Origin of the sequence: Caballeronia sp. INML2 (assembly GCF_023631365.1) — a bacterium.
In the GTDB taxonomy this organism is placed as follows: Bacteria; Pseudomonadota; Gammaproteobacteria; order Burkholderiales; family Burkholderiaceae; genus Caballeronia; species Caballeronia turbans.
In genome coordinates this window covers 38,475-64,803 of sequence record NZ_JALQDH010000040.1, presented here as the reverse complement: position 1 = coordinate 64,803, position 26,329 = coordinate 38,475, and the positions used below count along the sequence as shown (strand labels likewise).

20 protein-coding genes are annotated in these 26,329 nt (G+C 62.0%); 19 read left to right on the top strand and 1 reads right to left on the bottom strand.

The window, feature by feature from the left end; all coding sequences use genetic code 11:
• Positions 1–122 precede the first annotated feature (122 nt).
• From mnmG to NCT32_RS13560, 16 genes are all read left to right on the top strand, one after another.
• A complete protein-coding gene (mnmG, locus tag NCT32_RS13635) occupies positions 123–2,087 on the top strand; it encodes a tRNA uridine-5-carboxymethylaminomethyl(34) synthesis enzyme MnmG (protein WP_250490407.1) in 1,965 nt (654 codons plus the stop codon).
• A complete protein-coding gene (gene rsmG, locus NCT32_RS13630) occupies positions 2,084–2,749 on the top strand; it encodes a 16S rRNA (guanine(527)-N(7))-methyltransferase RsmG (RefSeq protein WP_250477229.1) in 666 nt (221 codons plus the stop codon). The genes mnmG and rsmG overlap by 4 nt, the downstream gene beginning before the upstream one ends.
• A 77-nt stretch (positions 2,750–2,826) precedes the next feature.
• Positions 2,827–3,606 (top strand): ParA family protein, encoded by a 780-nt coding sequence (locus tag NCT32_RS13625; RefSeq protein ID WP_250490406.1) that lies wholly within the window; start codon positions 2,827–2,829, stop codon positions 3,604–3,606.
• A 46-nt stretch (positions 3,607–3,652) separates the two neighbouring features.
• The gene (locus NCT32_RS13620) at positions 3,653–4,555 is read left to right on the top strand and encodes a ParB/RepB/Spo0J family partition protein (protein ID WP_061116593.1); all 903 of its coding nucleotides are present in this window, start codon (positions 3,653–3,655) and stop codon (positions 4,553–4,555) included.
• A 12-nt stretch (positions 4,556–4,567) separates the two neighbouring features.
• Positions 4,568–5,704, top strand: a complete 1,137-nt coding sequence (locus NCT32_RS13615) for an SLC13 family permease (RefSeq protein WP_250490405.1) — start codon at positions 4,568–4,570, stop codon at positions 5,702–5,704.
• Positions 5,705–5,915: 211 nt separating this feature from the next.
• On the top strand, positions 5,916–6,461 hold the full coding sequence (locus NCT32_RS13610) for an ATP synthase subunit I (RefSeq protein ID WP_086960769.1): 546 nt from the start codon (positions 5,916–5,918) through the stop codon (positions 6,459–6,461).
• A 177-nt stretch (positions 6,462–6,638) separates the two neighbouring features.
• Positions 6,639–7,490 carry a F0F1 ATP synthase subunit A gene (gene atpB, locus NCT32_RS13605; protein WP_061116590.1) on the top strand — a complete coding sequence of 284 codons (852 nt, stop codon included), beginning with the start codon at positions 6,639–6,641 and terminating at the stop codon, positions 7,488–7,490.
• Positions 7,491–7,579: 89 nt separating this feature from the next.
• Positions 7,580–7,849: a F0F1 ATP synthase subunit C gene (gene atpE, locus NCT32_RS13600; protein ID WP_007180033.1), complete on the top strand. Its 270-nt coding sequence runs from the start codon at positions 7,580–7,582 to the stop codon at positions 7,847–7,849.
• Positions 7,850–7,982: 133 nt separating this feature from the next.
• On the top strand, positions 7,983–8,453 hold the full coding sequence (locus NCT32_RS13595; protein WP_061116589.1) for a F0F1 ATP synthase subunit B: 471 nt from the start codon (positions 7,983–7,985) through the stop codon (positions 8,451–8,453).
• 2 nt (positions 8,454–8,455) lie between these two features.
• Positions 8,456–8,998, top strand: a complete 543-nt coding sequence (locus NCT32_RS13590) for a F0F1 ATP synthase subunit delta (RefSeq protein WP_061116588.1) — start codon at positions 8,456–8,458, stop codon at positions 8,996–8,998.
• A gap of 58 nt (positions 8,999–9,056) precedes the next feature.
• Positions 9,057–10,598, top strand: coding sequence for a F0F1 ATP synthase subunit alpha (gene atpA / locus NCT32_RS13585; RefSeq protein ID WP_250490404.1), 1,542 nt, complete (start codon positions 9,057–9,059; stop codon positions 10,596–10,598).
• Between the two features lie 64 nt (positions 10,599–10,662).
• Positions 10,663–11,547 (top strand): F0F1 ATP synthase subunit gamma, encoded by an 885-nt coding sequence (atpG, locus tag NCT32_RS13580; RefSeq protein ID WP_061116586.1) that lies wholly within the window; start codon positions 10,663–10,665, stop codon positions 11,545–11,547.
• 44 nt (positions 11,548–11,591) lie between these two features.
• Positions 11,592–12,986: a F0F1 ATP synthase subunit beta gene (gene atpD, locus NCT32_RS13575; RefSeq protein WP_061116585.1), complete on the top strand. Its 1,395-nt coding sequence runs from the start codon at positions 11,592–11,594 to the stop codon at positions 12,984–12,986.
• 75 nt (positions 12,987–13,061) lie between these two features.
• The gene (locus NCT32_RS13570) at positions 13,062–13,487 is read left to right on the top strand and encodes a F0F1 ATP synthase subunit epsilon (protein ID WP_061116584.1); all 426 of its coding nucleotides are present in this window, start codon (positions 13,062–13,064) and stop codon (positions 13,485–13,487) included.
• A 276-nt stretch (positions 13,488–13,763) separates the two neighbouring features.
• A complete protein-coding gene (locus NCT32_RS13565) occupies positions 13,764–15,494 on the top strand; it encodes an AMP-binding protein (protein WP_250477227.1) in 1,731 nt (576 codons plus the stop codon).
• Between the two features lie 618 nt (positions 15,495–16,112).
• Positions 16,113–17,060, top strand: a complete 948-nt coding sequence (locus NCT32_RS13560) for an alpha/beta hydrolase (RefSeq protein ID WP_250477226.1) — start codon at positions 16,113–16,115, stop codon at positions 17,058–17,060.
• Positions 17,061–17,063: 3 nt separating this feature from the next.
• Here NCT32_RS13560 and NCT32_RS13555 read toward each other — a convergent pair whose 3' ends face one another.
• Positions 17,064–17,903 carry a transporter substrate-binding domain-containing protein gene (locus NCT32_RS13555; RefSeq protein WP_061116582.1) on the bottom strand — a complete coding sequence of 280 codons (840 nt, stop codon included), beginning with the start codon at positions 17,901–17,903 and terminating at the stop codon, positions 17,064–17,066.
• A 179-nt stretch (positions 17,904–18,082) separates the two neighbouring features.
• On the opposite strand from NCT32_RS13555, the gene hemE reads away from it, so the two are divergent.
• From hemE to putA, 3 genes are all read left to right on the top strand, one after another.
• On the top strand, positions 18,083–19,177 hold the full coding sequence (hemE, locus tag NCT32_RS13550; protein ID WP_250477225.1) for a uroporphyrinogen decarboxylase: 1,095 nt from the start codon (positions 18,083–18,085) through the stop codon (positions 19,175–19,177).
• 463 nt (positions 19,178–19,640) lie between these two features.
• Complete coding sequence (locus NCT32_RS13545; protein WP_250490403.1) at positions 19,641–21,887, top strand: primosomal protein N'; 2,247 nt, start codon at positions 19,641–19,643, stop codon at positions 21,885–21,887.
• A gap of 490 nt (positions 21,888–22,377) precedes the next feature.
• Entirely contained in the window at positions 22,378–26,319 is a 3,942-nt protein-coding gene (gene putA, locus NCT32_RS13540; protein WP_061116579.1) for a trifunctional transcriptional regulator/proline dehydrogenase/L-glutamate gamma-semialdehyde dehydrogenase, read from the top strand.
• Positions 26,320–26,329 lie beyond the last annotated feature (10 nt).

The window sequence follows — 26,329 nt, the reverse complement described above, 5'->3', positions numbered from 1 at the left end:
TTTCACGTGAAACACGCTTTTTTTTGCCTGTGATCGAACGGTCGATTCGAGGTCAGGAAGAAGTCGTTATAATTCAAAGCTATTCTCTCTTCAGGTTCGTGTCGTTCGTACACGAGATCCCAATGCTTTATCCCACAGAATTTGATGTGATCGTCGTTGGTGGCGGTCACGCGGGCACGGAGGCGGCGCTCGCTTCTGCGCGTATGGGCTGTAAAACGCTTCTTTTGACGCACAACATCGAGACGTTGGGCCAGATGAGCTGCAATCCGTCGATTGGCGGCATCGGCAAGGGTCATCTCGTCAAGGAAGTCGACGCTCTCGGCGGGGCAATGGCTGCGGCTACCGATGAATCGGGCATTCAGTTCCGTATCCTCAACTCGTCGAAGGGACCCGCCGTTCGGGCAACGCGCGCGCAGGCCGATCGTCTTTTGTACAAACAGGCGATCCGCCATCGCCTCGAGAATCAGCCGAATCTGTGGCTCTTCCAGCAAGCCGTCGACGATTTGATGGTCGAAGGCGATCACGTTGTAGGCGCCGTAACGCAAGTCGGACTTCGTTTTCGGTCCCGCGCCGTTGTGTTGACCGCTGGCACTTTCCTGGACGGAAAAATACACGTCGGCCTGAATAATTATGTCGGCGGCCGTGCAGGTGACCCAGCGGCGGTGTCGCTTTCAGCGCGTTTAAAGGAATTAAAGCTGCCTCAAGGCCGCCTGAAGACGGGCACACCGCCTCGTATTGATGGCCGCACGATCGACTTTTCGAAGCTCGAAGAGCAGCCGGGCGATCTCGATCCCATTCCGGTGTTCTCGTTCCTTGGCCGCGTAGAGCAGCATCCGCGTCAGATGCCATGCTGGGTCACACATACGAATGCACAGACGCACGACATTATCCGGGGCGGACTAGACCGCTCGCCGATGTATACGGGAGTGATTGAAGGCGTCGGACCGCGTTATTGCCCGTCGATCGAGGACAAGATTCATCGTTTTGCTTCCAAAGACGCGCATCAGATCTTTCTGGAGCCGGAAGGACTGACGACGAATGAGTTCTATCCGAACGGGATCTCCACGAGTCTTCCTTTTGACGTCCAGCTTGAGCTCGTTCGCTCGATGCGCGGGCTCGAACACGCGCATATCTTGCGGCCCGGCTACGCGATCGAATATGACTACTTCGATCCGCGTGCGTTGAAGGCTTCGCTCGAAACAAAGGCGATCAACGGCCTCTTCTTTGCAGGTCAGATCAACGGGACAACCGGGTACGAAGAAGCCGCCGCGCAGGGACTGTTGGCTGGTATCAATGCTGGTCTACAGGTTCAAGGGAAGGAAGCGTGGTCGCCGCGCCGCGATCAGGCGTATCTGGGTGTTCTGGTGGACGATCTCGTGACGCGCGGGGTGTCGGAGCCATATCGGATGTTCACGAGCCGCGCGGAATACCGCCTGTCGCTGCGCGAAGACAACGCAGATATGCGTCTGACGGAGATCGGGCGCGAACTCGGCGTAGTCGACGATGTTCGTTGGGATGCTTTCAGCCGCAAACGCGACGCTGTTTCACGTGAAACACAGCGTCTGCGTTCAACGTGGGTAAATCCTAAGACTTTGCCGGCGGAGGAAGCGACGGCGTTGCTGGGCAAGGCGATCGATCATGAGTACAGCCTTGCCGATCTTCTGCGACGCCCCGGCGTTTCGTACGACGGAATCTGCGCACTTCGTGAGGGCGCCTGCGGTCCCGAAGCATCGCTCTCGGACGATCCGGTTCTGCTCGCACAAATCAAGGAGCAGATCGAGATCGGCGTTAAGTACCAAGGCTACATCGATCGTCAGGCCGACGAGATCGTGCGGAACGGCGCGCAGGAAAACACCCGGTTGCCGGACGGGCTCGACTACAACGAAGTCCGCGGATTGTCCTTCGAAGCCCGTCAGAAGTTGATTCAGCATCGCCCGGAGACGATCGGGCAGGCTTCGCGCATTTCCGGCATCACGCCGGCCGCAATCTCGCTTCTCATGGTGCATCTGAAGCGCGGCGCAGGCCGTCGCGGCCGAAATTCTGCTGGCGACGATGCGGCAACCGGCAACCCGACGGCGGTTCAATGACGGAGCGCCATTTATCCTTGGCGGCGACGCTCGAGAAGGGCGTCACCGAACTCGACATTGCGCTTTCGTCCTCGCAAATTCAGAAATTTCTCGATTATGTTGCGCTGCTCGGCAAATGGAATTCCGTCTACAACCTGACGGCGATCCGCGATCCGCATCAAATGCTCATCCAGCATATTCTGGATTCGCTTGCGATCGTTCCGGCGGTGAACGTGCGCAGGCCGTCGACAGTGCTGGACGTCGGCTCCGGCGGCGGTTTACCCGGCATCGTACTGGCGATCGCGTTGCCTGAATTGCACGTCACGCTCAACGACATCGTTCATAAGAAAACAGCATTTCAGTCGCAGGCGAAAGCGCAGTTGGGTCTGAACAATCTGTCGGTGGTGACCGGTCGCGTCGAAAGTTTACGTCCGGGAGTCGAAGTCCCGGGGAAATTCGATTTAATCGTGTCGCGCGCATTCGCAGAGCTCTCCGATTTCGTTACACTTGCGCGTCATCTGGTTGCGGACAACGGACGGATTCTGGCGATGAAGGGTGTCAGGCCTGAGGCTGAAGCCGCGCGTGTGCCGGCGGGTGCCAAGGTGCTCGGTATCGAGCGCCTCAATGTGCCGATGCTCGACGCGGAACGGCATCTCGTCGAGATTGCCGTCGAGCCAGCTTGAAGGTCCGCTGCACGGTTTCCATCCGGCATTCCAGGCACGCTGATCTTCTGACAGCGAAGAAACGAGGACACTAAACGATGGCAAAAATCTTCTGCGTCGCAAATCAGAAGGGCGGCGTTGGAAAGACCACGACAGCGGTCAATCTCGCGGCGAGCCTTGCGGGCCTCGATCAGCGCGTTCTGCTGATCGACCTCGACCCTCAGGGCAACGCGACCATGGGCAGCGGCATCAACAAGGCCGCGTGCGAGAACACTGTCTATGAAGTGCTCGTCGATGGCGTGACACTGCGCGAGGCACGCACACGCCCGGAGGCGGTCGGATACGACGTGCTGCCGGCCAATCGCGAGCTGGCAGGCGCCGAAGTCGAACTCGTGGACATGGAAAATCGCGAAGGCATTCTTCGGGCGGCGATTGCCGAAGTAGCCGATGACTATGACTTCGTGCTGATCGATTGCCCCCCCGCGCTTTCGCTGCTGACGCTTAACGCCCTATGCGCGGCGCACGGCGTCGTGATTCCGATGCAGTGCGAATATTTTGCGCTCGAAGGATTGTCGGATCTCGTGAACACCATCAAGCAGGTGCACGCGAACCTGAATCGTGACCTGAAGGTAATTGGCCTGCTGCGCGTGATGTTCGATCCCCGAATTACGTTGCAGCAACAAGTGTCGGACCAATTGAAGGAACACTTTGGCAGCAAGCTGTTCGACGTTGTGATCCCGCGCAACGTGCGCCTTGCGGAAGCGCCTAGCTATGGACTGCCCGGCGTCGTGTTCGACAAGTCGTCGCGCGGTGCGCAGGCGTATATCCAGTTCGGCACCGAAATGATCGAGCGTGTGCGCGCGCTCAACGGCAACTGAGCAAACCCCATTCGATGCGGCCGAGAACGCCGACGGAGGAACCGAAATGAGCGCTGTGATGAAGAAAAAAGGTCTAGGCCGCGGCTTGGACGCATTGCTCGGCGGTAGCGTCGACATTACGGAAGCCGTGCGCGGCGAGGGCACGCCCTCGGTGCTGCCGCTCGATAAGCTGCAAGCCGGCAAGTATCAGCCGCGTACACGGATGGACGAGGGCGCGCTCCAGGAACTCGCCGCGAGCATCCGCGCGCAGGGTCTGATGCAGCCGATTCTCGTGCGCTCGGTGAGTGACGATCGTTATGAAATCATTGCGGGCGAGCGGCGCTTCCGTGCCGCGCGCCTTGCCGGCCTCGACGAAGTTCCGGTGCTCGTAAAAAACGTGCCAGATCAAGCAGCCGCTGCGATGGCGTTGATCGAAAACATTCAGCGGGAAGATTTGAACCCGCTGGAAGAGGCGCAGGGCATCCAGCGTCTGCTCGACGAATTCCGCTTTACGCACGAACAAGCGGCCGAGTCGGTCGGGCGCTCGCGCAGCGCGGTATCGAACCTGCTGCGCCTGCTGAATCTCGCAGCGCCCGTGCAGACCATGCTTCTCGCCGGCGACCTGGACATGGGCCACGCGCGTGCGTTGCTCGCCGTCGATGCGGCGACGCAGATCCAGCTCGCCAATCATGTCGTCAATCGCCGCTTGTCGGTACGCGAAACCGAACGCCTGGTAGCGGCGACGACCAAGGAAGCCCCTGCGACAAAAGCACGCGCCGCAAATGACGGCGGACGTGATACGCGCCGTCTGGAAGAAGAGCTGTCGGATCTGCTTTCCGCCAACGTAAAGATCAAGTTGGGCGGAAGAGGGCGCGGCAAGGTCACGATCGATTTCGGCAATCTCGACTCGCTCGAGGGCATCCTGAGCAAATTGCGTGGAAGTATCGAAGCGCCGACTCCGACGACCTGATTCACACGCATCTTGTCCGAATTCAACGTCAAAAGCACACGTTTCGACCTCCTCGCCCGTATCTGGCGAGCCGTCTCGAAGGAGCCGGTTCTCGCGATCCTCGTCTTCGCGCTCGTCGTGTTGCAGATCGGGCATCCGCGGCCGTGGATGTCGCTGCCCGGTCTCGTCGACTGGCAGACGGTACTCACACTCGCCGGCCTCCTGATTCTCACCAAGGCGATCGAATTATCAGGATTCCTGATGTGGGCGGCGCACCGCCTCGTGCACCACATTCATGGCGAGCGGACGCTGGCGCTGCTGCTCGTCGCGCTTGCTGCGGTACTGTCCACCGTCCTGACCAACGACGTCGCGCTTTTCGCCGTCGTGCCGCTCGCCTTATCGCTGCACAGGCTCGCACCACTGCCCATCAAGCGGCTCGTGATCGTGATCGCACTCTCGGTCAACGCGGGTTCGATTCTCACGCCGCTCGGCAATCCCCAGAACCTGTTTCTATGGCAGACGAGCGGCGTCGGCTTCCCCGCGTTCGTGTGGGCGATGCTGCCGCTGTGCGCCGCGTTGATGGCGCTGCTCGGCATCCTCACGTTTGCGATGTTCCGCGCCGAACCGCTCGATCTTTCCGGCGATATCGAAGAGCATCGCGTCGATCGCGTGCTGTGCAGCGTGAGCGTGCTTGCATTTGCCGCGTTCGTGGCGCTCGCGGATGCGCATCATGCCGGGCCCGCGCTTGCCGTGCTTGCGATCCTCTTCGTGCTGTGGCGTCGCGAGGTCGTGTTCAAGATCGACTGGCTGTTGTTGCTCATCTTCGTGTTGATGTTCATCGTGCTGCGCAGCGCGGCCGCAATGCCGTCGATCCACGCAGCCATCGCACACGTCGGCATCGGCACGCCTAAGCGCGCGTATGCGGCCGGCGCCGCTCTCTCGCAAGCGATCAGCAACGTGCCGGCGGCCATCGTGCTCGCGGAGTTCTCCAAGGACTGGCGCGCGCTCGCGTTCGGCGTCAGCGTCGGCGGATTCGGCATCGCGATCGGTTCGCTGGCCAATCTCATCGCCGTGCGATTATCGGGCGAAAAGGGGCTGTGGATGCCATTTCACATGGTGTCGATTCCATTCTGGATCGTGGCAACGGTCATCGGTTGGGCGCTCATTTAACCGTTCATCGGACGATGTGCCATCGACTGAGAATCTCCTTGCAATTGCAAGGAAAGTCTCGTTTTCGAGACCGATTTTTAAGGTTCGTCCGCTTGGCTTTTGACACACCTAAACTATTGAATCCCCGACAACAATCGCTTACAATCGCCCGGATTTATCAGCTAGGCCACCTCGAAAGCGCAGCGAAAGCGCAAGGTGATTTTCCGGACTTTTGGTTGAAGGTTTGAAGACGGTGCGAGAGGAAAATCGAGCGCCGAACGCTCACGCAACCGGCGACGCAAATGCCTCCGGAAATCAGCCGCGCAGATCGTCCGGCGACGCGTGGGATGCCGAAGCGCAAGATAACAATATCGTTCCGCTCACGCGGGATCAGGCACAGAAGCTGTTTGGGCCCGAGGTGAGTCGTCCATCGCGTGTCACGCCGTTTAAGGTCGTGGCAGCGCAAATGGTTTTGTCCCTGGGTGCGACGCTGTTGTGGTGGCTGTTTTACAAGCCGCCGGGCGACGCTGCGCTGTCAGCATTTCTCGGGGGAGCAATTTGCTGGGTGCCGAGCGCTTTGTTCGCCGCGCGCCTGAGAGCAAAAAGCGGCGCGGAGACGATCATGAGCTGGATGATCGGCGAGGCGCTCAAGATGGGCGCGACGATCGCCATGTTCGTGGCGGTCGCGTACTGGTACAAGAGTGCGTTGTGGTTGCCGCTGCTCGTGACGTACATCGTCGCCCTGAAGACTTACTGGGTTGCAATGGCGCTGCGGTGACGATTCTTGACGTCCCAGGTAAGTGCCTTCAGCACGAGTTGCAAGTAGCATCACAGATGAACAGGTGCGGACCATGCTCCGCACTCGGGCCTCTCGACCCGAAGCCGCAACGCGAAGCGGCGGCTCGGAAGCGACAGGTGACGAAAGATTTTTGACAATTTGGGTGGCTTTAACGATATGGCAGCTAGCGAAGGAACGCACGCTCTGGATCCGTCCGAGTACATTGCGCACCACTTGCAGAATCTTTCCACGCACGCACAGGCGTCGATCTTCGACATCCATGTCTGGAATCTCGACACGCTTTTCTGGTCGATCGTGTGCGGTCTCGTGACCATCATCATTCTCGGTCTTGCCGCGCGCAAGGCGACCTCCGGTGTACCCGGCCGGTTCCAGTGCGCGATCGAGATGCTGGTCGAAATGGTCGAAGATCAGTCGAAGTCGATGATTCACGGCAGCCGCCGTTTCATCGCTCCGCTCGCACTGACCGTGTTCGTCTGGGTCGCCCTGATGAACTCGCTCGACTTCATCCCCGTTGATTTGCCGGGCCGCGTCATCGGCTGGCTGGGACTGTCGGAAGCGCTGCCGCATCATCGCATTGTGCCGACGGCTGACCTGAACGGCACCATCGGCATCGCGCTCGGCGTGTTCGTGCTGATGATCTACTACAACTTCAAGATCAAGGGCGCCGGCGGCTTCGTGCATGAACTGCTGTCCGCTCCGTTCGGCGCGCATCCGCTCTTGTGGATTCCGAACCTCGCGCTGAACATCATCGAGTTCGTCGCCAAGACGGTTTCGCTCGGCATGCGGCTTTTCGGCAACATGTACGCCGGCGAACTGCTGTTCCTGCTGATCGCCCTTCTGGGCAGCATGTGGACGTTCGGTGCGGACGCTTCTGTGCTCGGCTTTATCGGCCACGTGGTCGCGGGCACGGTTTGGGCGATCTTCCACATTCTGATCGTGCTGTTGCAGGCGTTCATTTTCATGATGCTGACGCTGGTGTACATCGGCCAGGCGCATGACTCACACTGACGCGTTGCGGCACGTTCCGGAATCGTTCAGGTTTTAGGTTTTCGTTTTTTATAAATCCAGTTCCAAAGTCTTTAATCAAAGGAGTGATCATGCAAGCTTTCATCGCCAACATCCAGGGTCTGACCGCCATCGGTATCGGCATCATCATCGGCCTGGGTGCAATCGGCGCCTGTATCGGTATCGGTCTGATGGGCGGCAAGTACATTGAAGCGTGCGCCCGCCAGCCGGAACTGATGAACCCGCTGCAGACCAAGATGTTCCTGCTGGCTGGTCTGATCGACGCGGCGTTCCTGATCGGCGTTGGTGTGGCAATGCTGTTTGCGTTCGCGAACCCGCTGCTCTCGAAGCTCGCAGGCTGAGGTTCCTCGGAACTGTGCGTCTGACTTTTAAAGACGCCTGAACGGAACGGGTGAGGCGCTGATCGAGCTCAACAAGCCGATGAGCGCCTTTTAACCGTTTCACCTCCGATCAAGCAACGTTTAAGGAAACACCGTGAATCTCAACGCAACCCTGTTTGCGCAAATGGTCGTGTTTCTGATCCTCGCGTGGTTCACGATGAAGTTCGTGTGGCCGCCGTTGATCAACGCCCTCGACGAGCGCTCGAAGAAGATTGCCGACGGCCTCGCCGCCGCCGACAAGGGCAAAGCGGAACTCGAAGCAGCGCACAAGCGCGTCGACCAGGAACTCGCGCAAGCGCGCACCGATGGCCAGCAACGCATTGCCGACGCCGAAAAGCGCGCAGCCGCAGTCGCAGAAGAAATCAAGGCCAACGCTCAAGCCGAAGCCGCGCGCATCGTCGCGCAGGCCAAGGCGGACGCGGACCAGCAAGTCGTGAAGGCGCGTGAAACGCTGCGTGCCGAAGTCGCGGCGCTGGCCGTCAAGGGCGCCGAGCAAATTCTGAAACGCGAAGTCGATCAGAAAGCTCACGCCGATCTGCTGAATCAACTCAAAACCGAGCTCTGATCATGGCCGAACTTGCAACCATCGCTCGTCCTTACGCAGAAGCGCTGTTCCGCGTGGCCGAAACCGGCGATCTCGCGGGCTGGTCCACCTTCGTCGAGGAGCTGGCACAGGTTGCGCGTCTGCCCGAAGTGGAATCGGTCGCTTCGAGCCCGAAGGTGAGCCGACAGCAGATCGTCGATCTCCTGCTCGCCGCAGTGAACTCGCCGCTGGCTCTCGGCAACGCTCAGGCGAAGAATTTCGTCGGCATGCTGGTCGAGAACCATCGTCTGTCGCTGCTGCCGGAAATCGCCGTCCAGTTCGACGAACTGAAGAACGCCCGTGAAGGTGCTGCCGATGCTCACATCGTGAGCGCGTTCCCCCTCGAAGGCGAACAGTTGAACGACCTCGTTGCAAGCCTCGAACGCAAGTTCCAGCGCAAGCTGAAGCCGATCGTCGAAATCGACCAGTCGCTGATCGGCGGCGTTCGCGTGACGGTTGGCGACGAAGTGCTCGATACCTCGGTCCGCGCGCGCCTCGCCAGCATGCAGACGGCTCTGACCGCTTAAGCGATCAACCCGTGTCTCATGGCTGGCACGCAACAGAATTGACTATCAGGAGCGAATAATGCAACTCAATCCCTCTGAGATCAGCGAGCTGATCAAGAGCCGGATCCAGGGCCTTGAAGCGAGCGCGGATGTTCGCAACCAGGGCACCGTGATCTCCGTGACCGACGGTATCGTACGCATCCACGGCCTGTCGGACGTGATGCAGGGCGAAATGCTCGAATTTCCGGGCAACACCTTCGGCCTCGCGCTGAACCTCGAACGTGACTCGGTCGGCGCCGTTATTCTCGGTGAATACGAGCACATCTCGGAAGGCGATATCGTCAAGACGACGGGCCGCATTCTCGAAGTGCCGGTGGGTCCGGAACTCATCGGCCGCGTGGTCGACGCGCTCGGCAACCCGATCGACGGCAAGGGCTCGATCAACGCGAAGGCAACGGACGCAATCGAAAAGATCGCTCCGGGCGTAATCTGGCGTAAGTCGGTGTCGCAGCCGGTGCAAACGGGTCTGAAGTCGATCGACTCGATGGTGCCGATCGGCCGTGGCCAGCGCGAGCTGATCATCGGCGACCGTCAGTGCGGCAAGACCGCGGTGGCTGTCGACGCGATCATCAACCAGAAGGGCAAGGACCTCATCTGTATCTACGTCGCGATCGGCCAGAAGGCTTCGTCGATCATGAACGTGGTGCGCAAGCTCGAAGAAACCGGCGCGATGGCGTACACCATCGTCGTTGCGGCTTCGGCTTCGGAATCGGCCGCGATGCAATACCTCGCGCCGTACGCCGGCTGCACGATGGGCGAATACTTCCGCGATCGCGGCCAGGACGCGCTGATCGTTTACGACGACTTGACCAAGCAAGCGTGGGCATATCGCCAGATCTCGCTGCTGCTGCGTCGTCCGCCGGGCCGCGAAGCCTATCCGGGTGATGTGTTCTATCTGCACTCGCGTCTGCTCGAGCGCGCTGCGCGCGTCTCGGAAGAGTACGTCGAGAAGTTCACCAACGGCGAAGTCAAGGGCAAGAGCGGCTCGCTGACGGCATTGCCCGTCATCGAAACGCAAGCCGGCGACGTGACCGCGTTCGTTCCGACGAACGTGATCTCGATTACCGACGGTCAGATCTTCCTCGAAACCGACCTGTTCAACGCCGGTATCCGCCCCGCAATCAACGCGGGCGTGTCGGTGTCGCGCGTCGGTGGTGCGGCTCAGACCAAGGTCATCAAGAAGCTGTCGGGCGGTATCCGTACCGACCTCGCGCAGTATCGTGAACTGGCTGCGTTCGCGCAGTTCGCATCGGATCTCGACGAAGCCACCCGCAAGCAGCTCGAGCGCGGCCGCCGCGTGACGGAACTGTTGAAGCAGCCGCAGTATCAGCCGCTGCAGGTGTGGGAACTGGCTGTCGCGCTGTTCGCAGCCAACAACGGCTATCTGGACGATCTCGAAGTCTCGCAAGTTCTGCCGTTCGAAAAGGGCATGCGCGAATTCCTGAAGACCAGCCACGGCGATCTGATTAAGCGCATCGAAGACAATAAAGACTTGTCGAAGGACGACGAAGGCGCACTGCATGCCGCGCTGAAGGACTTCAAGAAGTCGGGCGCTTATTGATCGGGACTGAGGAGCAACGCGCGATGTCTTCGAACATCGCGCGGCTTCGATCAAGGAGTAAGCAATGGCTGGAATGAAGGAAATTCGCGGCAAGATCAAGAGCGTGCAAAACACGCGCAAGATCACGAAAGCGATGGAAATGGTCGCCGCATCCAAGATGCGCCGCGCCCAGGAGCGTATGCGTTCCGCCCGTCCGTATGCCGACAAGGTCCGCGCGATCGCATCGCACATGAGCAAGGCGAACCCGGAGTATCGCCATCCGTTCATGGTCGAGAACAAGGGCGCGAAGACGGCCGGCCTGATCCTCGTCACGACTGACAAGGGTCTGTGCGGCGGCATGAACACGAACATCCTGCGTGCGTCGCTGAACAAGATCAAGGAACTCGATCAGGGCGGTGTCAAGATCGAAGCTTCGGCGATCGGCGGCAAGGGTCTCGGGTTCCTGAATCGCCTGAAGGCCAATGTCGTGTCGCAAGTCACGCAACTGGGCGATACGCCGCATCTGGAAAAGCTGATCGGCGCGGTCAAGGTGCAGCTCGACCTGTATTCGGAAGGCAAGATCAACGCCGTGTACCTGGCGTACACGCGCTTCATCAACACGATGAAGCAGGAAGCGGTGATCGAGCAACTGCTGCCGTTGTCCGTGGATGATCTCGACGCGAAGGGCGAAGACGGCGACACGCCGAAGACCTCGTGGGACTACATCTACGAGCCGGACGCGCAAACCGTGGTGGACGAGTTGCTCGTGCGCTACGTCGAGGCGCTCGTGTATCAGGCGGTCGCGGAAAACATGGCGTCGGAGCAGTCGGCACGCATGGTCGCGATGAAAGCCGCGTCGGACAACGCGAAGACCGTGATCAACGAACTGCAGCTCGTCTACAACAAGAGCCGCCAGGCCGCGATTACGAAAGAATTGTCGGAAATCGTCGGCGGCGCCGCAGCGGTCTGATTTTGCTGACCGCTTGAAAGAACACAGTATCTAAAGGAAATGCGATGAGTACTACTGCTTTGGTAGAAGGCAAGATCGTACAGTGCATCGGCGCCGTTATCGACGTGGAATTCCCGCGTGCGCAAATGCCGAAGATCTACGACGCGCTCATTCTGGAAGGCACCGAACTGACGCTCGAAGTCCAGCAGCAACTGGGCGACGGCGTGGTGCGCACCATCTGTCTGGGTGCATCCGACGGTCTGCGCCGCGGCACGACGGTCAAGAACACGGGCAAGCCCATCAGCGTGCCGGTCGGCAAGCCGACTCTCGGCCGCATCATGGACGTGCTCGGCCGTCCGATCGACGAAGCGGGTCCGATCGACTCGACCACGCTGCGCTCGATTCACCAGCATGCACCGGCGTTCGACGAGCTGTCGCCGTCGACCGAACTGCTCGAAACCGGCATCAAGGTTATCGACCTGATCTGCCCGTTCGCAAAGGGCGGCAAGGTCGGTCTGTTCGGCGGTGCAGGCGTGGGCAAGACCGTGAACATGATGGAACTCATCAACAACATCGCGAAGGAGCACGGCGGTTACTCCGTGTTCGCGGGTGTGGGTGAGCGTACCCGTGAAGGGAACGACTTCTATCACGAAATGAAGGACTCGAACGTTCTCGACAAGGTCGCGCTGGTGTACGGCCAGATGAACGAGCCGCCGGGCAACCGTCTGCGCGTTGCGCTGACCGGTCTGACGATGGCCGAGCACTTCCGTGACGAAGGCCTCGACGTTCTCTTCTTCGTCGACAACATCTATCGTTTCACGCTGGCGGGTACGGAAGTGTCCGCTCTGCTCGGCCGTATGCCTTCGGCAGTGGGCTATCAGCCGACGCTCGCTGAAGAAATGGGCAAGCTGCAAGAGCGCATCACGTCCACCAAGACCGGCTCGATCACGTCGGTTCAGGCCGTGTACGTTCCTGCCGATGACTTGACCGACCCGTCGCCGGCTACGACCTTCGGCCACCTGGACGCAACGGTCGTGTTGTCGCGTGACATCGCATCGCTCGGTATTTATCCGGCAGTTGACCCGCTCGATTCGACCTCGCGTCAGATCGACCCGAACGTGATCGGCGAAGAGCACTATTCGATCACGCGCGGTGTGCAGCAAACGCTGCAGCGCTACAAGGAACTGCGCGACATCATCGCGATTCTGGGCATGGACGAACTGTCGCCGGAAGACAAGCTGTCGGTCGCGCGCGCGCGTAAGATTCAGCGCTTCCTGTCGCAGCCGTTCCACGTTGCAGAAGTGTTCACGGGCTCGCCGGGCAAGTACGTGCCGCTGAAGGAAACCATCCGCGGCTTCAAGATGATCGTCGAAGGTGAATGCGATCATCTGCCGGAGCAGGCGTTCTACATGGTCGGCACGATCGACGAAGCCTTCGAAAAGGCCAAGAAGATCCAGTAAAGGTCGGGTGTATCGATGCGGACGTCGGCCGGCAAGCCGACGTTCACCCATACACTGCCTCAGGAGTCGACATAAATGGCAACCATCAAGGTAGACGTCGTCAGCGCGGAAGAGCAGATCTTCTCGGGCCAGGCGAAGTTCGTCGCGCTGCCGGGCGAAGCGGGTGAGTTGGGCATTCTGCCCGGCCACACGCCGCTCATCACGCGCATTCGTCCGGGCGCGGTGCGCATCGAGGCGGAAGACGGCTCGGAAGAGTTCGTGTTCGTTGCAGGCGGGATTCTCGAAATCCAGCCGGGCCTCGTGACCGTACTCGCCGATACGGCGATCCGCGGCGCCGATCTCGACGAAGCGAAGGCCGAGCAGGCGAGGAAGCGTGCCGAGGAAGCGATTCAGAACAACACCTCGGAACTTGAATATGCGACCGCGCAAGCGGAACTCGCATATGCGACGGCTCAGCTCGCGGCGATCCAGCGTCTGCGCAAGGCGCACGCGAAGCATTAAGCGTGACGCGCCAAGCGGCGTTCAGCAGTTCAAGGAAAGCAGCCTTCGGGCTGCTTTTTTTATGCTCCAAATCGGCAAATCGCGCAGGCATAAGTGCATATCGGTTATGTGTCCTGCCGCAGGTTCTTCATAACTCGTTGATTCGGCTGAGCTTTGATTGACCTTCTCAGTGCGGCGTTGCGGGGAAACACTCAATGCCCGCGCGCGTCTTTGCGATGCACAATAGCCTCCAATTAGCCTTCATCGGGCGGCGACTCAAATTGGCGGAGACCATCGATGGCAACTGAACCGACGCAGGCCGGCGCGCAGATCGAACCGCGCGACGGCATTTCTTATGTTCACGGCGCGACCGACATTCCCCTGAGCGACGCGACCGTCGCGCGCTTTCTCCTCGAAACCGCGGGCCGCTTTCCTGATCGGCTTGCGGTGGTCTTTCGCGAGCAAAACATCCGCTGGACGTGGCGCGAGTTCGCAAACGAGGTCGATGTCCTTGCGAGCGGGCTGCTCGCGCTGGGCATTCAGGCGGGCGATCGCGTTGGCATCTGGTCGCCGAATCGCGTCGAATGGCTGCTCACGCAATTCGCCACCGCGCGCATGGGCGCGGTGCTGGTCAACATCAATCCGGCGTACCGACTGGCCGAGCTCGAATACGCGCTGCACAAGGTCGGCTGCAAGGCGATCATCGCGGCGGAACAGTTCAAGTCATCGAAATATCTGGAGATGCTGCAGGCGCTCGCGCCCGAACTCGCGGACGCTGCGCCGAATGCGCTCGACGCCGCAAAGCTGCCGGCACTGCGTGCTGTTATCCGCATGGGCGACAACAAAACGCCCGGCATGCTCAACTTCGACGATGTGATGCGTACGGGCCGCGACCAACTCGACACGTCGAAGCTCGACGCGCTCGAAGCGAAGCTGGGTCCGGACGACGCGATCAACATCCAGTTCACGAGCGGCACGACCGGCAACCCGAAGGGCGCGACGCTCACGCATCGGAACATCGTCAACAACGCGCGCTATATCGCGATGGCGATGCGGCTTACCGAGCAGGATTCGCTGTGTATCCCGGTGCCGCTCTATCACTGCTTCGGCATGGTACTGGCGGTGCTCGCGTGCGTGTCGACCGGCTGCACGATGGTCTTCCCAGGCGAGGCGTTCGATCCCGGCGCCACCCTCACCGCCGTCCACGAGGAAAAATGCACCGCGCTGCACGGTGTACCGACGATGTTCATCGCCGAACTCGATCACCCTGACTTCACGAAGTACGACCTGAGCCGCCTGCGCACCGGCATCATGGCAGGCTCGCCGTGCCCGATCGAAACGATGAAGCGGGTCGTTTCGAAGATGCATTTGAGCGAGATCACGATCGCCTATGGCATGACCGAGACGAGCCCGGTGTCGTTCCAGAGCTCCACGACTGATCCGCTCGACAAACGCACGACGACCGTCGGACGCATCCAGCCGCATCTCGAGGTGAAGATCGTCGATGCGCTGGGCAACATCGTGCCCGTGGGCGAGACTGGCGAGCTCTGCACGCGCGGTTACTCGGTGATGAAAGGCTACTGGGACGACGATGCCAAGACGCGCGAGGCAATCGTCGACGGCTGGATGCATACTGGCGACCTCGCGACGCTCGACGAAGAAGGCTACTGCAACATCGTCGGCCGTCTCAAGGACATGCTGATTCGCGGCGGCGAGAATATCTATCCGCGCGAGATCGAGGAATTCCTGTTCCGCCATCCGAAGGTCCAATCGGTGCAGGTGTTCGGCGTGCCGGATCAGAAGTACGGCGAGGAAGTGTGCGCGTGGATCGTGGTGCGCCCCGGCGAGCAGGCAAGCGAGGAGGAGATCCGCGACTTCTGCAAGGGGCAGATTGCGCATTACAAGATTCCGCGCTATATCCGCTTCGTCGACGAATTGCCGATGACTGTCACGGGCAAAGCGCAGAAGTTCGTGATGCGCGCACGGATGATCGACGAACTGAAGCTCGCTGAGGCCAAAACGGCCTGAAGCGCGCCGCAATCGAAATCACCACAACGACGAAGGGAGCGCCGCAGCGCTCCCTTCTGTCATTGGATCAAACGTTCGAGCTCTGAGGTTCTCGAAGAACGCAAACGTTTGTCCGGGCGAAAAAAAAGCGGGCCTGGAGCCCGCTAAAAACCACACGCTACGGGGTTAGCGCGAGGAGACCACACTTGGGATTATTTCGAATGGATTACATTCGAATAACGATCCCAACACCGATGCCCCAATTTGAGAGCTGGCCCACAGCCACCTATCAGACCGCCCGGCTTTCGCACAGCGCAGCCCAATACATCCGTGTTGAAACCGTTTGAACAGATTGTGGGCGAATTGATTAGGCGTCGCCGTAACAAAGTGTTTCAGGTTGTAACCCCCGTCGGATAAGGCGCGCAGGAAATTTTCGCGCGCGATTCTCCTGATTTTCAAGGATATATTGTCTGTTATTCGGATCGTTTATCCGATCGGCCCGATCTTGCCGATAAATGCCGATTTTAGGACCAGCGCAATATTTTGCGTTTTCCGCGAAAATCGAACGTGCGGCCGCATGAAATCGATGCGCATGCGCCCGTAAACCATCATCGAACAAGAGATCCCATGGAGACGCGCATGACGATCGACGCAGCCTTGCTCCGCTACTACCGCGCTGTGGACGAGGCATTTCCGCCTTTGACGCCCGGTGCGGACGCGCAGGCGGTACGAGACCGCTTCAGCAATATTGCCAAAGCTTACGCCCGAGAACGCGACAACGACGTGACTGCGGAAGATATCGAAATCGCTCTCGAAGGGCGCCTGCTCGTCGCGCGGGTCTACAAGCCGAAGGCCGTGCGCGGTCCGCTGCCGCTCATCGTGTACTTTCACGGCGGCGGCTGGGTGGTCGGCGACCTCGACACCCACGATGGGCTCGTCGCACGGCTCGCGCTGGATTCGCAATGCGCAGTGGCGAGCGTCGACTACCGGCTCGCGCCGGAGCACCCGTTTCCCGCGCCGTGCGAGGACGCGCTCGACGCGCTGATCTGGCTGGCGGAGCATCGCTCTCGGCTCGGTTTCGCGACCGACCGGCTGGCCGTCGGCGGTGACAGTGCAGGTGCGCATCTGGCGGTCGTCGCGGCGCGCGGCGCGAACGAACGCGTGGCCGGCCTCGTCGGCCTGCAGTTGCTGCTCTATCCAGTGATGCGGCGTCAGTTCGAAAGTCCCAGTTGCATTGCCAATGCGAACGGTCCCGGCCTCACGAACGATGAAATGAAGTGGTACTGGACTCAATTTCTCTCGGGCGAGGCGCCAGAAGAGCACGACGTGCGCGCGTTCCCGCTCTCCGAGCCGTTCGAGCGCACGCCAGCGCCCGCGCTGATTGTCGCGGCGGCCTACGATCCGCTCTACGACGACGCCTTTGAACTCAAGCGCTTCCTGGAAGCCAACGGAGGCCGCGTCGAGATGATCGACGCGCGCGACATGACGCACGGATTCGCGCGCATGCATGCCCAGTCGGAAGCGGCGCTCGGCTGGCTGGGCAAGATCGGCGCGCGCACGGGCGAACTCGTGCGCGCCGAGCGTTGAGCGTTACTTCAACCATTTGTCATACACGGCCTGAAACTCGCCCGACGAACGGGCGAGATGCAGCCACTGATCGACATATTGCTGAAATGGCACGTCGCCGCGCGGCAGCAGATACGCCTTTTCGCCGAACTGGAACGGCTTGTCCGGATGCACCGAGCACAGACCGGGATTGAGCTTCTGCTGGAGCAGCGTTTCAGATGCGTCCGTGACCATCACGTCGGCTTTGCCTTCGAGGATCTGCTTGAAGATCGTCACGTTGTCCGGGTACTCGATCAACTGCGAGTGGGGAAAGAACTGCTTCGCGAAGCGCTCGTTCGTGCCGCCCGGATTGACGATCGTGCGCACGTTCGGCTGATCGATCTGCGCGACGGTCTGGTACTTGTCGACATCGTCGCAACGGACAATCGGCGTTTTTCCGTCTTCCATGTACGGCGCCGTGAAGAACGCGCGCTTCTGCCGCTCGAGCGTGGTCGAGACGCCCCCTACGGCGATATCGCACTTGGCGACGAAATCGTTCATCAGATTCGACCAGGACGTTTTCACGTACTCGGCCTTCGCGCCGAGCGACTTCGAGAGGCTCTCCGCCAGATCGATGTCGATCCCCTCGAATTGCCCGTCCGGGCGCAGGAAAGAGTACGGCTTGTAGTCGCCCGTCGTGCAGACGCGCAGCGTGTGACGCGCCAGGATTTCGTCGAGCCGGGAGGCCGCCGTGACGGGGGCGGGCGCGGCGGGCTTCGCGCCCGCCACGGTGCCGGCCTGAATGGTTTGAGCGTGCGCGACGCTCGTGAGCGCGACCGACAGTGCGAGTGCAGAGGCGGCAAGACTGACAGACGTGCGTTGCATCGATTCTCCTGGTTCTAGTTGTATGGTCCGTCGATGATACCGATGCCTTCGGTCTCCGGACACTCGTCCGAAAGGCATAGGCCGCGCTGCATGAGACATTCCGAATTGCCGGTCTCAGTCGGAGAACGCCTGGCCGGTCCGGTAGAATGAACGATTCTTTGCCTTCAGCATCGAGCGACGTGGCACACACTCTTCTGAACGACACCTTCCTGCGCGCGCTCCTGCGCCAGCCGACCGACTACACGCCGATCTGGCTGATGCGCCAGGCGGGGCGTTATCTGCCGGAGTACAACGCGACGCGCGCCCGCGCGGGCAGTTTTCTCGGCCTCGCGAAGAATCCCGATTACGCGACCGAAGTGACGCTTCAGCCGCTCGAACGCTTTCCGCTCGACGCCGCAATTCTCTTCTCCGACATTCTCACCGTCCCCGACGCGATGGGCCTCGGCCTGGACTTCGTGCAGGGCGAAGGTCCGCGTTTCGAGCGCACGGTGCGCACCGAGGACGACGTGAAGCGCCTCGCCGTGCCGGACATCGGCGGGACGCTGTCCTACGTCACCGATGCCGTGAGCCAGATCCGCCGCGCGCTCACCGATGCGCAAGGCCGCCAAAAGGTGCCGCTGATCGGCTTCTCCGGCAGCCCGTGGACGCTCGCTTGCTACATGGTCGAAGGTGGCGGATCGGACGATCATCGCACGGTCAAATCGATGGCTTATGCGCGTCCAGACTTGATGCACCGCATCCTCGATGTGAACGCACAAGCCGTGACGGCGTACCTGAACGCGCAGATCGAAGCGGGCGCGCAGGCCGTGATGATCTTCGACACCTGGGGCGGTGCGCTCGCGGATGGCGCGTATCAGCGCTTCTCGCTCGACTACATCGCGAAGGTGGTCGCCGGTCTGAAGCGCGAGCAAGAAGGCGTGCGCGTGCCCGTCATCACGTTCACGAAGGGCGGTGGATTGTGGATCGAAGAAATCGCCGCGACGGGTGTCGATGCCGTCGGGCTCGACTGGACCATGAATCTCGGCAAGGCGCGGGAAAAAGTCGGAACGCGCGTGGCGCTGCAAGGGAACATCGATCCGAACGTGCTCTTCGCGCCGCCTGCGGCCATCCGCACCGAAGCGCGTGCCGTGCTCGAGAGCTTCGGAAACTTTCCGGGCCACGTTTTCAATTTGGGCCACGGAATCTCGCAATTCACGCCGCCGGAGAACGTCGCGGAGCTCGTCGACGAGGTGCATCGTCACAGCCGCGCGATGCGCACGCGACAGACACCGTAATAAAAGGGCGTAGCAAAACCGGCGCCGCGACTTATGCTGCGGCGCAGCGTCCATGTGTCGGGGTAAGTAATCAGGGGCTGGAGCATCTCGCTCGGATCGCCCACCTCGGGCGGCGTTCCCCGATGTCAAGACTGACTTATGCACATTTTGTTCGCTGCGGCGCGCCATCAGACGTATGGCCCCCGGCAGCCAATAACATGTCTCTATGTATGCTTTAAGCTCATGATTTTTAAGGAATTCGGAGAGCTTTGCCCGAAATGTGGGCTAACGCACATAAGGCTTTCGTGACATTGTTTGCGGCGCCATCGAATGCACTTCTCAACAAAGTTATCCACAGGCCTGTGGAAAGCATCGGAAATCCAAAAATAATCGACGGTTTACAGGCGATTCTGATGTTTCACTTTAACTTCTCCCCGCTGGCGCACGTTGCAGTGTCAAACCGCCGTAGGCGGGGTCGCGCACGGTGACTGGCCTGTTCGTGCGCGTCGCGGTCGATCAGCCTATGCCCGGGCTGTTCGACTACCGCTATGCGCTGCCGGATGCGCCTGTCGTCGGCATGCTGGTGCAGGTGCCATTCGGGCGACGCGAGGTCGTCGGGCTGATCTGCGAAATCGCCGATTCGAGTGACGTGCCTGTCGTGAAACTGCGCGCCGTTACCGCAATCTGTGACGGTTGCGCGCCGCTTTCCGACGCGTGGATCGCGCTCGCCAGCTTCGCCGCCGATTACTATCAGCGCGGTCTGGGCGAAGTCGCGCTGCCGGCGCTGCCTCAGGCGTTGCGGGATGCCTCGCGCTGGAACCGACTTTTCGCCGCGGAGCCGCGCTATCGGCTTTTGCCGGAGGGGTGCGCGCAACTTCCCGACGCGCTGCCCGCGCGCGCCAGCGCCCTGCGCCGTCTGGCCGATGCGCTCGCCGAACAGCCATCGCTGGGCCTGTCCGACGCCCGCGCGCTGCATCCGAAAGCAAGCGTGACTTTCGACGATTGGCTCGCGCGCGGCTGGATCGAGACGGCGACGGCGCAGACCGATGACACCGTCGACGATGCGCAAGCGCTCCCGACCGGCGCCGCGCCGCTGCCGGTTCTGACCGACGAGCAACGCGATGCCGTCGATGCGATCTCCGGCGCACGAAGCTTCGCGCCCTTCTTGCTCCACGGCGTGACGGGCAGCGGCAAGACCGAGGTCTACCTGCACGCGCTCGCCGTATTACTCGCGGCGCGGCCGGACGCGCAAGCGCTCGTCCTCGTCCCGGAAATCAACCTGACGCCGCAGTTCGAAGCCGCGTTCCGCGCGCGGTTCGCGGCGCTCGCGGACGGTTCGATCGTCACGATGCACAGCGGCCTTGCAGAAGGCGAGCGTGCGCGCAACTGGCTGGCGGCGCACACGGGCAGCGCGCGCATCGTGCTCGGCACGCGCCTCGCGATTCTCGCGTCGATGCCGAAGCTCGCGTTCATCGTCGTCGACGAAGAGCACGATCCCGCTTACAAGCAGCAGGAAGGCTTGCGCTACTCGGCGCGCGATCTGGCGATCTATCGCGCGAAGCAGCTCGACATCCCCGTCGTGCTCGGCTCGGCGACGCCGTCGCTCGAAACCTGGTGGCAGGCCGAGCAGGGCCGCTACACACGGCTCACGCTCACGCGCCGGGCCGTCGCCGAAGCGGCATTACCGGCCGTGAAGCTCATCGACCTCGAAGAGGAAAGACGGCGCGGCCGCGCATCGGTCGACGGACTGGCGGGCCCGCTCATTGCCGCCCTGAAAACGCGCGTCGAGCGCGGCGAACAGAGTCTCGTGTTTCTGAATCGACGCGGCTATGCGCCGATTCTGTCGTGCGACGCCTGCGGATGGGTTGCGGGCTGTCCGCGCTGCAGCGCCTACGCTGTGCTGCACAAGCCGGAGCGCGCGCTGCGCTGCCATCACTGCGGTTGGGAATCGCGCATTCCGAAGTCGTGTCCGGACTGCGGCAACATCGACATCGCGCCGATGGGCCGCGGCACGCAGCGCGTCGAGGAAACGCTCGCGAGCGTGGTGCCGGGCGCGCGCGTGCTTCGCATCGACGCCGACAGCACGCGCCGCAAAGGCAGTGCGCAAGCGCTTTTCTCCGACGTTCATGCAGGCGAGGTCGATATTCTCGTCGGCACGCAGATGATCGCGAAGGGCCACGACTTCCGGCGCGTGACGCTCGTCGGCGTGCTCAACGCCGACACCGCGCTCTTCTCGCACGACTTTCGCGCGAGCGAGCGGCTCTTCGCTCAACTGACGCAGGTGAGCGGCCGGGCGGGTCGGGCGGGCTTGCCGGGCGAAGTGATGATTCAGACGCGCTATCCGCGTCACGCGCTCTATCAGGCGCTATCGCGGCAGGATTACGTGGGTTTCGCCAACTCGACGCTGGCCGAGCGGCGCGACGCGCGACTGCCGCCGTTCGTCTATCAGGCGATGTTGCGTGCCGAAGGCCGCACGCTCGAAGCGGCGCTCAAGTTTCTGGAGGACGCGGCGGCGGCGTTCGCGCCTTTGCCCGGCGCCGATCGCGTGACCGTCTACGATGCGGTGCCGCTCACCATCGTGAAAGTGTTCAATGTCCACCGCGCGCAACTGCTGCTGGAAAGTGCGTCACGGGCCGCCCTGCAAACGTCGTTGCGCGCGTGGCAACCGGCGCTGCGCTCGCTCAAGGGCGTACTGCGCTGGAACGTCGAGGTCGACCCGCTGGACGTTTGATCCGCGGCTCGACCGGCTTTTCAGACTTCGGCGCGGGAAACGTCGCCGGCTGCTCGGCCGCCCTGATCGGAAGCATCACCGGATCGATGCACATGCGGCGACGCGCCCCGCACGAACAGTACGACGCAGACTGCGAACATCGCCCAAACGCTGGCTACCACCACCCAAGTGCTCATGCTCGTTGCTCCCCGAGACCGCGGTGCCTTGATCGACCGCGAATGCCGCGCCGTGCTCGGCGCATTGCGTTTATATCGGCGGCGCTGGGGGATTTACTTAGGGGTTGTCCCAAAAATATCGGATTAGGGAAACTACTAGGCAACAACCGCCAGACACCGGCCGGCGGTGCATCGTCCAGAGCCTTGTGCCATAAGGGTTTCATTGTGGTGCAACCCTAGCGAAAATCTCGGTTGCACCTTTTAAATCAGCGGAGTACGATTCGCCAACTTTTTAGTCATGGCCGGGTTCTGCACGACCGGCAAACGAAGGAAATATGGCGAGCACAACCCTAGGCGTCAAAGTCGACGATCTGCTGCGTTCCCGGCTCAAAGACGCCGCGACGCGCCTCGAGCGCACTCCTCACTGGCTGATCAAGCAGGCGATCTTCGCGTATCTGGAGCGTATCGAGCACGGCCAGCTCCCGCCGGAGCTGTCGGGTGCGAACGGTGCGTCCGAAATGGCCGATGCCGCACCCGTCGACGGCGACGAAGAAGGCGCGCCGCATCCCTTCCTCGACTTTGCGCAGAACGTGCAGCCGCAATCCGTGCTGCGCGCGGCGATCACGGCCGCGTATCGCAGGCCGGAGCCGGAGTGCGTGCCGTTTCTGATCGGCCAGGCGCGCCTGCCCGCGAACGTCGCTGCCGAAACGGAAAAGCTCGCGACGAAGCTCGTCGAAGCGCTGAGGGCGAAAAGCTCGGGCGGCGGCGTGGAAGGGCTGATCCACGAGTTCTCGCTGTCGAGCCAGGAAGGCGTCGCGCTGATGTGTCTCGCCGAAGCGCTCCTGCGTATTCCCGACCGCGCCACGCGCGACGCGCTGATTCGCGACAAGATCAGCAAGGGCGACTGGAGATCGCACATGGGCCAGGCGCCGTCGCTGTTCGTGAACGCGGCGACGTGGGGCTTGATGATCACCGGCAAGCTCGTGACGACGAACAGCGAAGCAGGCCTGTCCTCCGCGCTGACGCGTCTCATCGGCAAGGGCGGCGAGCCGCTGATCCGCAAGGGCGTCGACATGGCGATGCGCCTGATGGGCGAACAGTTCGTCACCGGCGAGACCATTTCCGAAGCGCTCGCGAACAGCCGCAAGTACGAGGCGCGCGGTTTCCGCTATTCCTACGACATGCTCGGCGAAGCCGCGACGACCGAGGAAGACGCGCAACGCTACTACGCGTCCTACGAGCAGGCGATTCACGCGATCGGCAAGGCTGCGGGCGGGCGCGGCATCTACGAAGGCCCGGGAATTTCGATCAAGCTGTCCGCGCTGCATCCGCGCTACTCGCGCGCGCAGCAGGAACGCACGATGAACGAGCTGCTTCCGCGCGTGCGGTCGCTCGCGCAACTGGCGCGGCGTTACGACATTGGTTTGAACATCGACGCCGAAGAAGCCGATCGCCTCGAAATCTCGCTCGATCTGCTCGAAGCGCTGTGCTTCGATCCTGAACTGGCCGGCTGGAACGGTATCGGTTTCGTGGTGCAGGGGTATCAGAAGCGCTGCCCGTTCGTGATCGACTATCTGATCGATCTCGCGCGCCGCAGCCGTCATCGCTTGATGATTCGCCTCGTCAAAGGCGCGTACTGGGATACGGAAATCAAGCGCGCGCAAGTCGATGGCCTCGAAGGCTATCCGGTCTACACGCGCAAGATCTACACGGACATCTCGTATCTCGCGTGCGCGAAGAAGCTGCTCGGTGCGCCGGATGCCGTTTATCCGCAATTCGCGACGCACAACGCGTTCACGCTGTCGGCGATCTATCACCTCGCGGGACAGAACTACTATCCCGGCCAGTACGAGTTCCAGTGCCTGCACGGCATGGGCGAGCCGCTCTACGAAGAAGTCACCGGCCGCGACAAGCTCAACCGCCCGTGCCGCGTGTATGCGCCGGTCGGCACGCACGAGACGCTGCTCGCGTATCTCGTGCGGCGTTTGCTGGAAAACGGCGCGAACACGTCGTTCGTGAACCGCATCGCCGATGAATCCATTCCGGTGAAGGAACTCGTGCGCGATCCGATCGACGAAGCGCAGCAGATCACGCCGCTCGGCGCGCCGCACGCGAAGATTCCGCTGCCGCGTCAGTTGTACGGCAACGAGCGCTTCAACTCGATGGGCCTCGATCTCTCGAACGAGCATCGTCTGGCGTCGCTGTCGTCGGCGTTGCTGGCGAGCGCGCATCATCCGTGGCGCGCGGAACCGATGCTCGAAGGCGGCACCATCATCGAGAACGGCATGCCGGCGCGCGACGTGCGCAATCCGTCGGATCTGCGCGATCTCGTCGGCACGGTCGTGGAGGCATCGCCGGAACAGGTGAGCGCCGCGATCGCCAACGCGGTGGCCGCCGCGCCGATCTGGCAGGCCACCCCCGTCGAAGATCGCGCCGATTGCCTCGCGCGCGCCGCGGACCTGCTCGAAGCGCAGATGCACACGCTGATGGGCCTCGTCGTGCGCGAAGCGGGCAAGTCCTTGCCGAACGCCATCGCCGAGATTCGCGAGGCCATCGATTTCCTGCGTTACTACGCGTCGCAAATTCGCGCCGAGTTCTCGAACGATACGCATCGTCCGCTCGGTCCGGTTGTGTGTATCAGCCCGTGGAACTTCCCGCTCGCGATCTTCATGGGCCAGGTCGCCGCCGCGCTCGCGGCCGGCAATCCGGTGCTCGCGAAGCCCGCCGAGCAAACGCCGCTGATCGCCGCGCAAGCCGTGCGCATCCTGCGCGAAGCGGGCGTGCCCGCCGGCGCGGTGCAACTGCTGCCGGGCAATGGCGAAACGGTCGGCGCGGCGCTGGTAGCCGACCCGCGCACGCGCGCCGTCATGTTCACCGGCTCGACGGAAGTCGCGCGCCTCATCAACAAGACGCTGTCCGAGCGCCTCGACCCGGACGGCCGTCCGATTCCGCTGATCGCCGAAACCGGCGGCCAGAATGCGATGATCGTCGATTCGTCGGCGCTCGCGGAGCAGGTGGTCGCGGACGTGCTGCAGTCGTCGTTCGACTCGGCCGGGCAGCGCTGCTCCGCACTGCGCGTGCTGTGCCTGCAGGACGATGTCGCCGATCGCACGCTCGAAATGCTGACGGGCGCGATGAATCAGCTTGCGGTCGGCAATCCGGATCGCCTGTCGACGGACGTCGGTCCCGTGATCGACGCCGACGCGAAGAGCGGCATCGACGCGCACATCGCCGGCATGCGCGACAAGGGCCGCAACGTCACGCAGCTGCCACTGCCCGACAACTGCGCGCAGGGCACGTTCGTGCCGCCGACGCTCATCGAACTGGACAGCATCGACGAACTGAAACGCGAAGTGTTCGGCCCGGTGCTGCATGTGGTGCGTTACCGCCGTTCGAACCTTGATAAACTCCTCGACCAAATTCGCTCGACGGGTTATGGCCTCACGCTCGGCATCCATACGCGTATCGACGAAACCATCGCGCATGTGATCGCGCGGGCGCATGTGGGCAACATCTATGTGAACCGGAACGTGATCGGCGCGGTGGTCGGCGTTCAGCCGTTCGGCGGCGAAGGTCTGTCGGGCACGGGCCCGAAGGCGGGCGGCGCGCTGTACTTGCAGCGCCTGCTGGCGAAGCGTCCGACCGGTCTGCCGAAGTCGCTCGCGAGCACGCTCGTCGTCGATCAGGCTGCATCGAAGGACACGCCCGCCGCGGCGCTCACCGCGTTGCGCGACTGGGCGATCGGCGAACGCGATCCGCAGACGGCCGCACGCTGCGACGGCTATCTGCAACACGTGATGGCTGGCGCGACGGCGGTTCTGAACGGCCCGACGGGCGAGCGCAACACCTACACGCTCGGCGCGCGCGGCACGGTGCTGTGCGTGGCCGCGACGGCGAGTGGCGCGCGCGCGCAACTGGCCGCCGCGCTCGCGACGGGCAACAAGGCGTTGTTCTCGGGCTCGGCGGGTGAGCAACTGGTGGCGTCGCTGCCGGCATCGCTCAAGCCGTTCGCTTTCGTGAAGAAGGCGGGCGATGCCGCCGCCGACTTCGACGCCGTTTTGTTCGAAGGCGACAGCGATGAATTGCTGGCGCTCGTGAAAGAAGTCGCGAAGCGCCCGGGACCGATCGTATCGGTGCAGGGCGTGGCTGCGGGAGCGTTCGCCGACGCTGGCCACGACGGCGAGGACTACGCGCTCGAACGTCTGCTGACGGAACGCTCGGTGAGCGTGAACACGGCGGCGGCGGGCGGTAATGCGAATTTGATGACGATCGGTTGAGACACCCCTC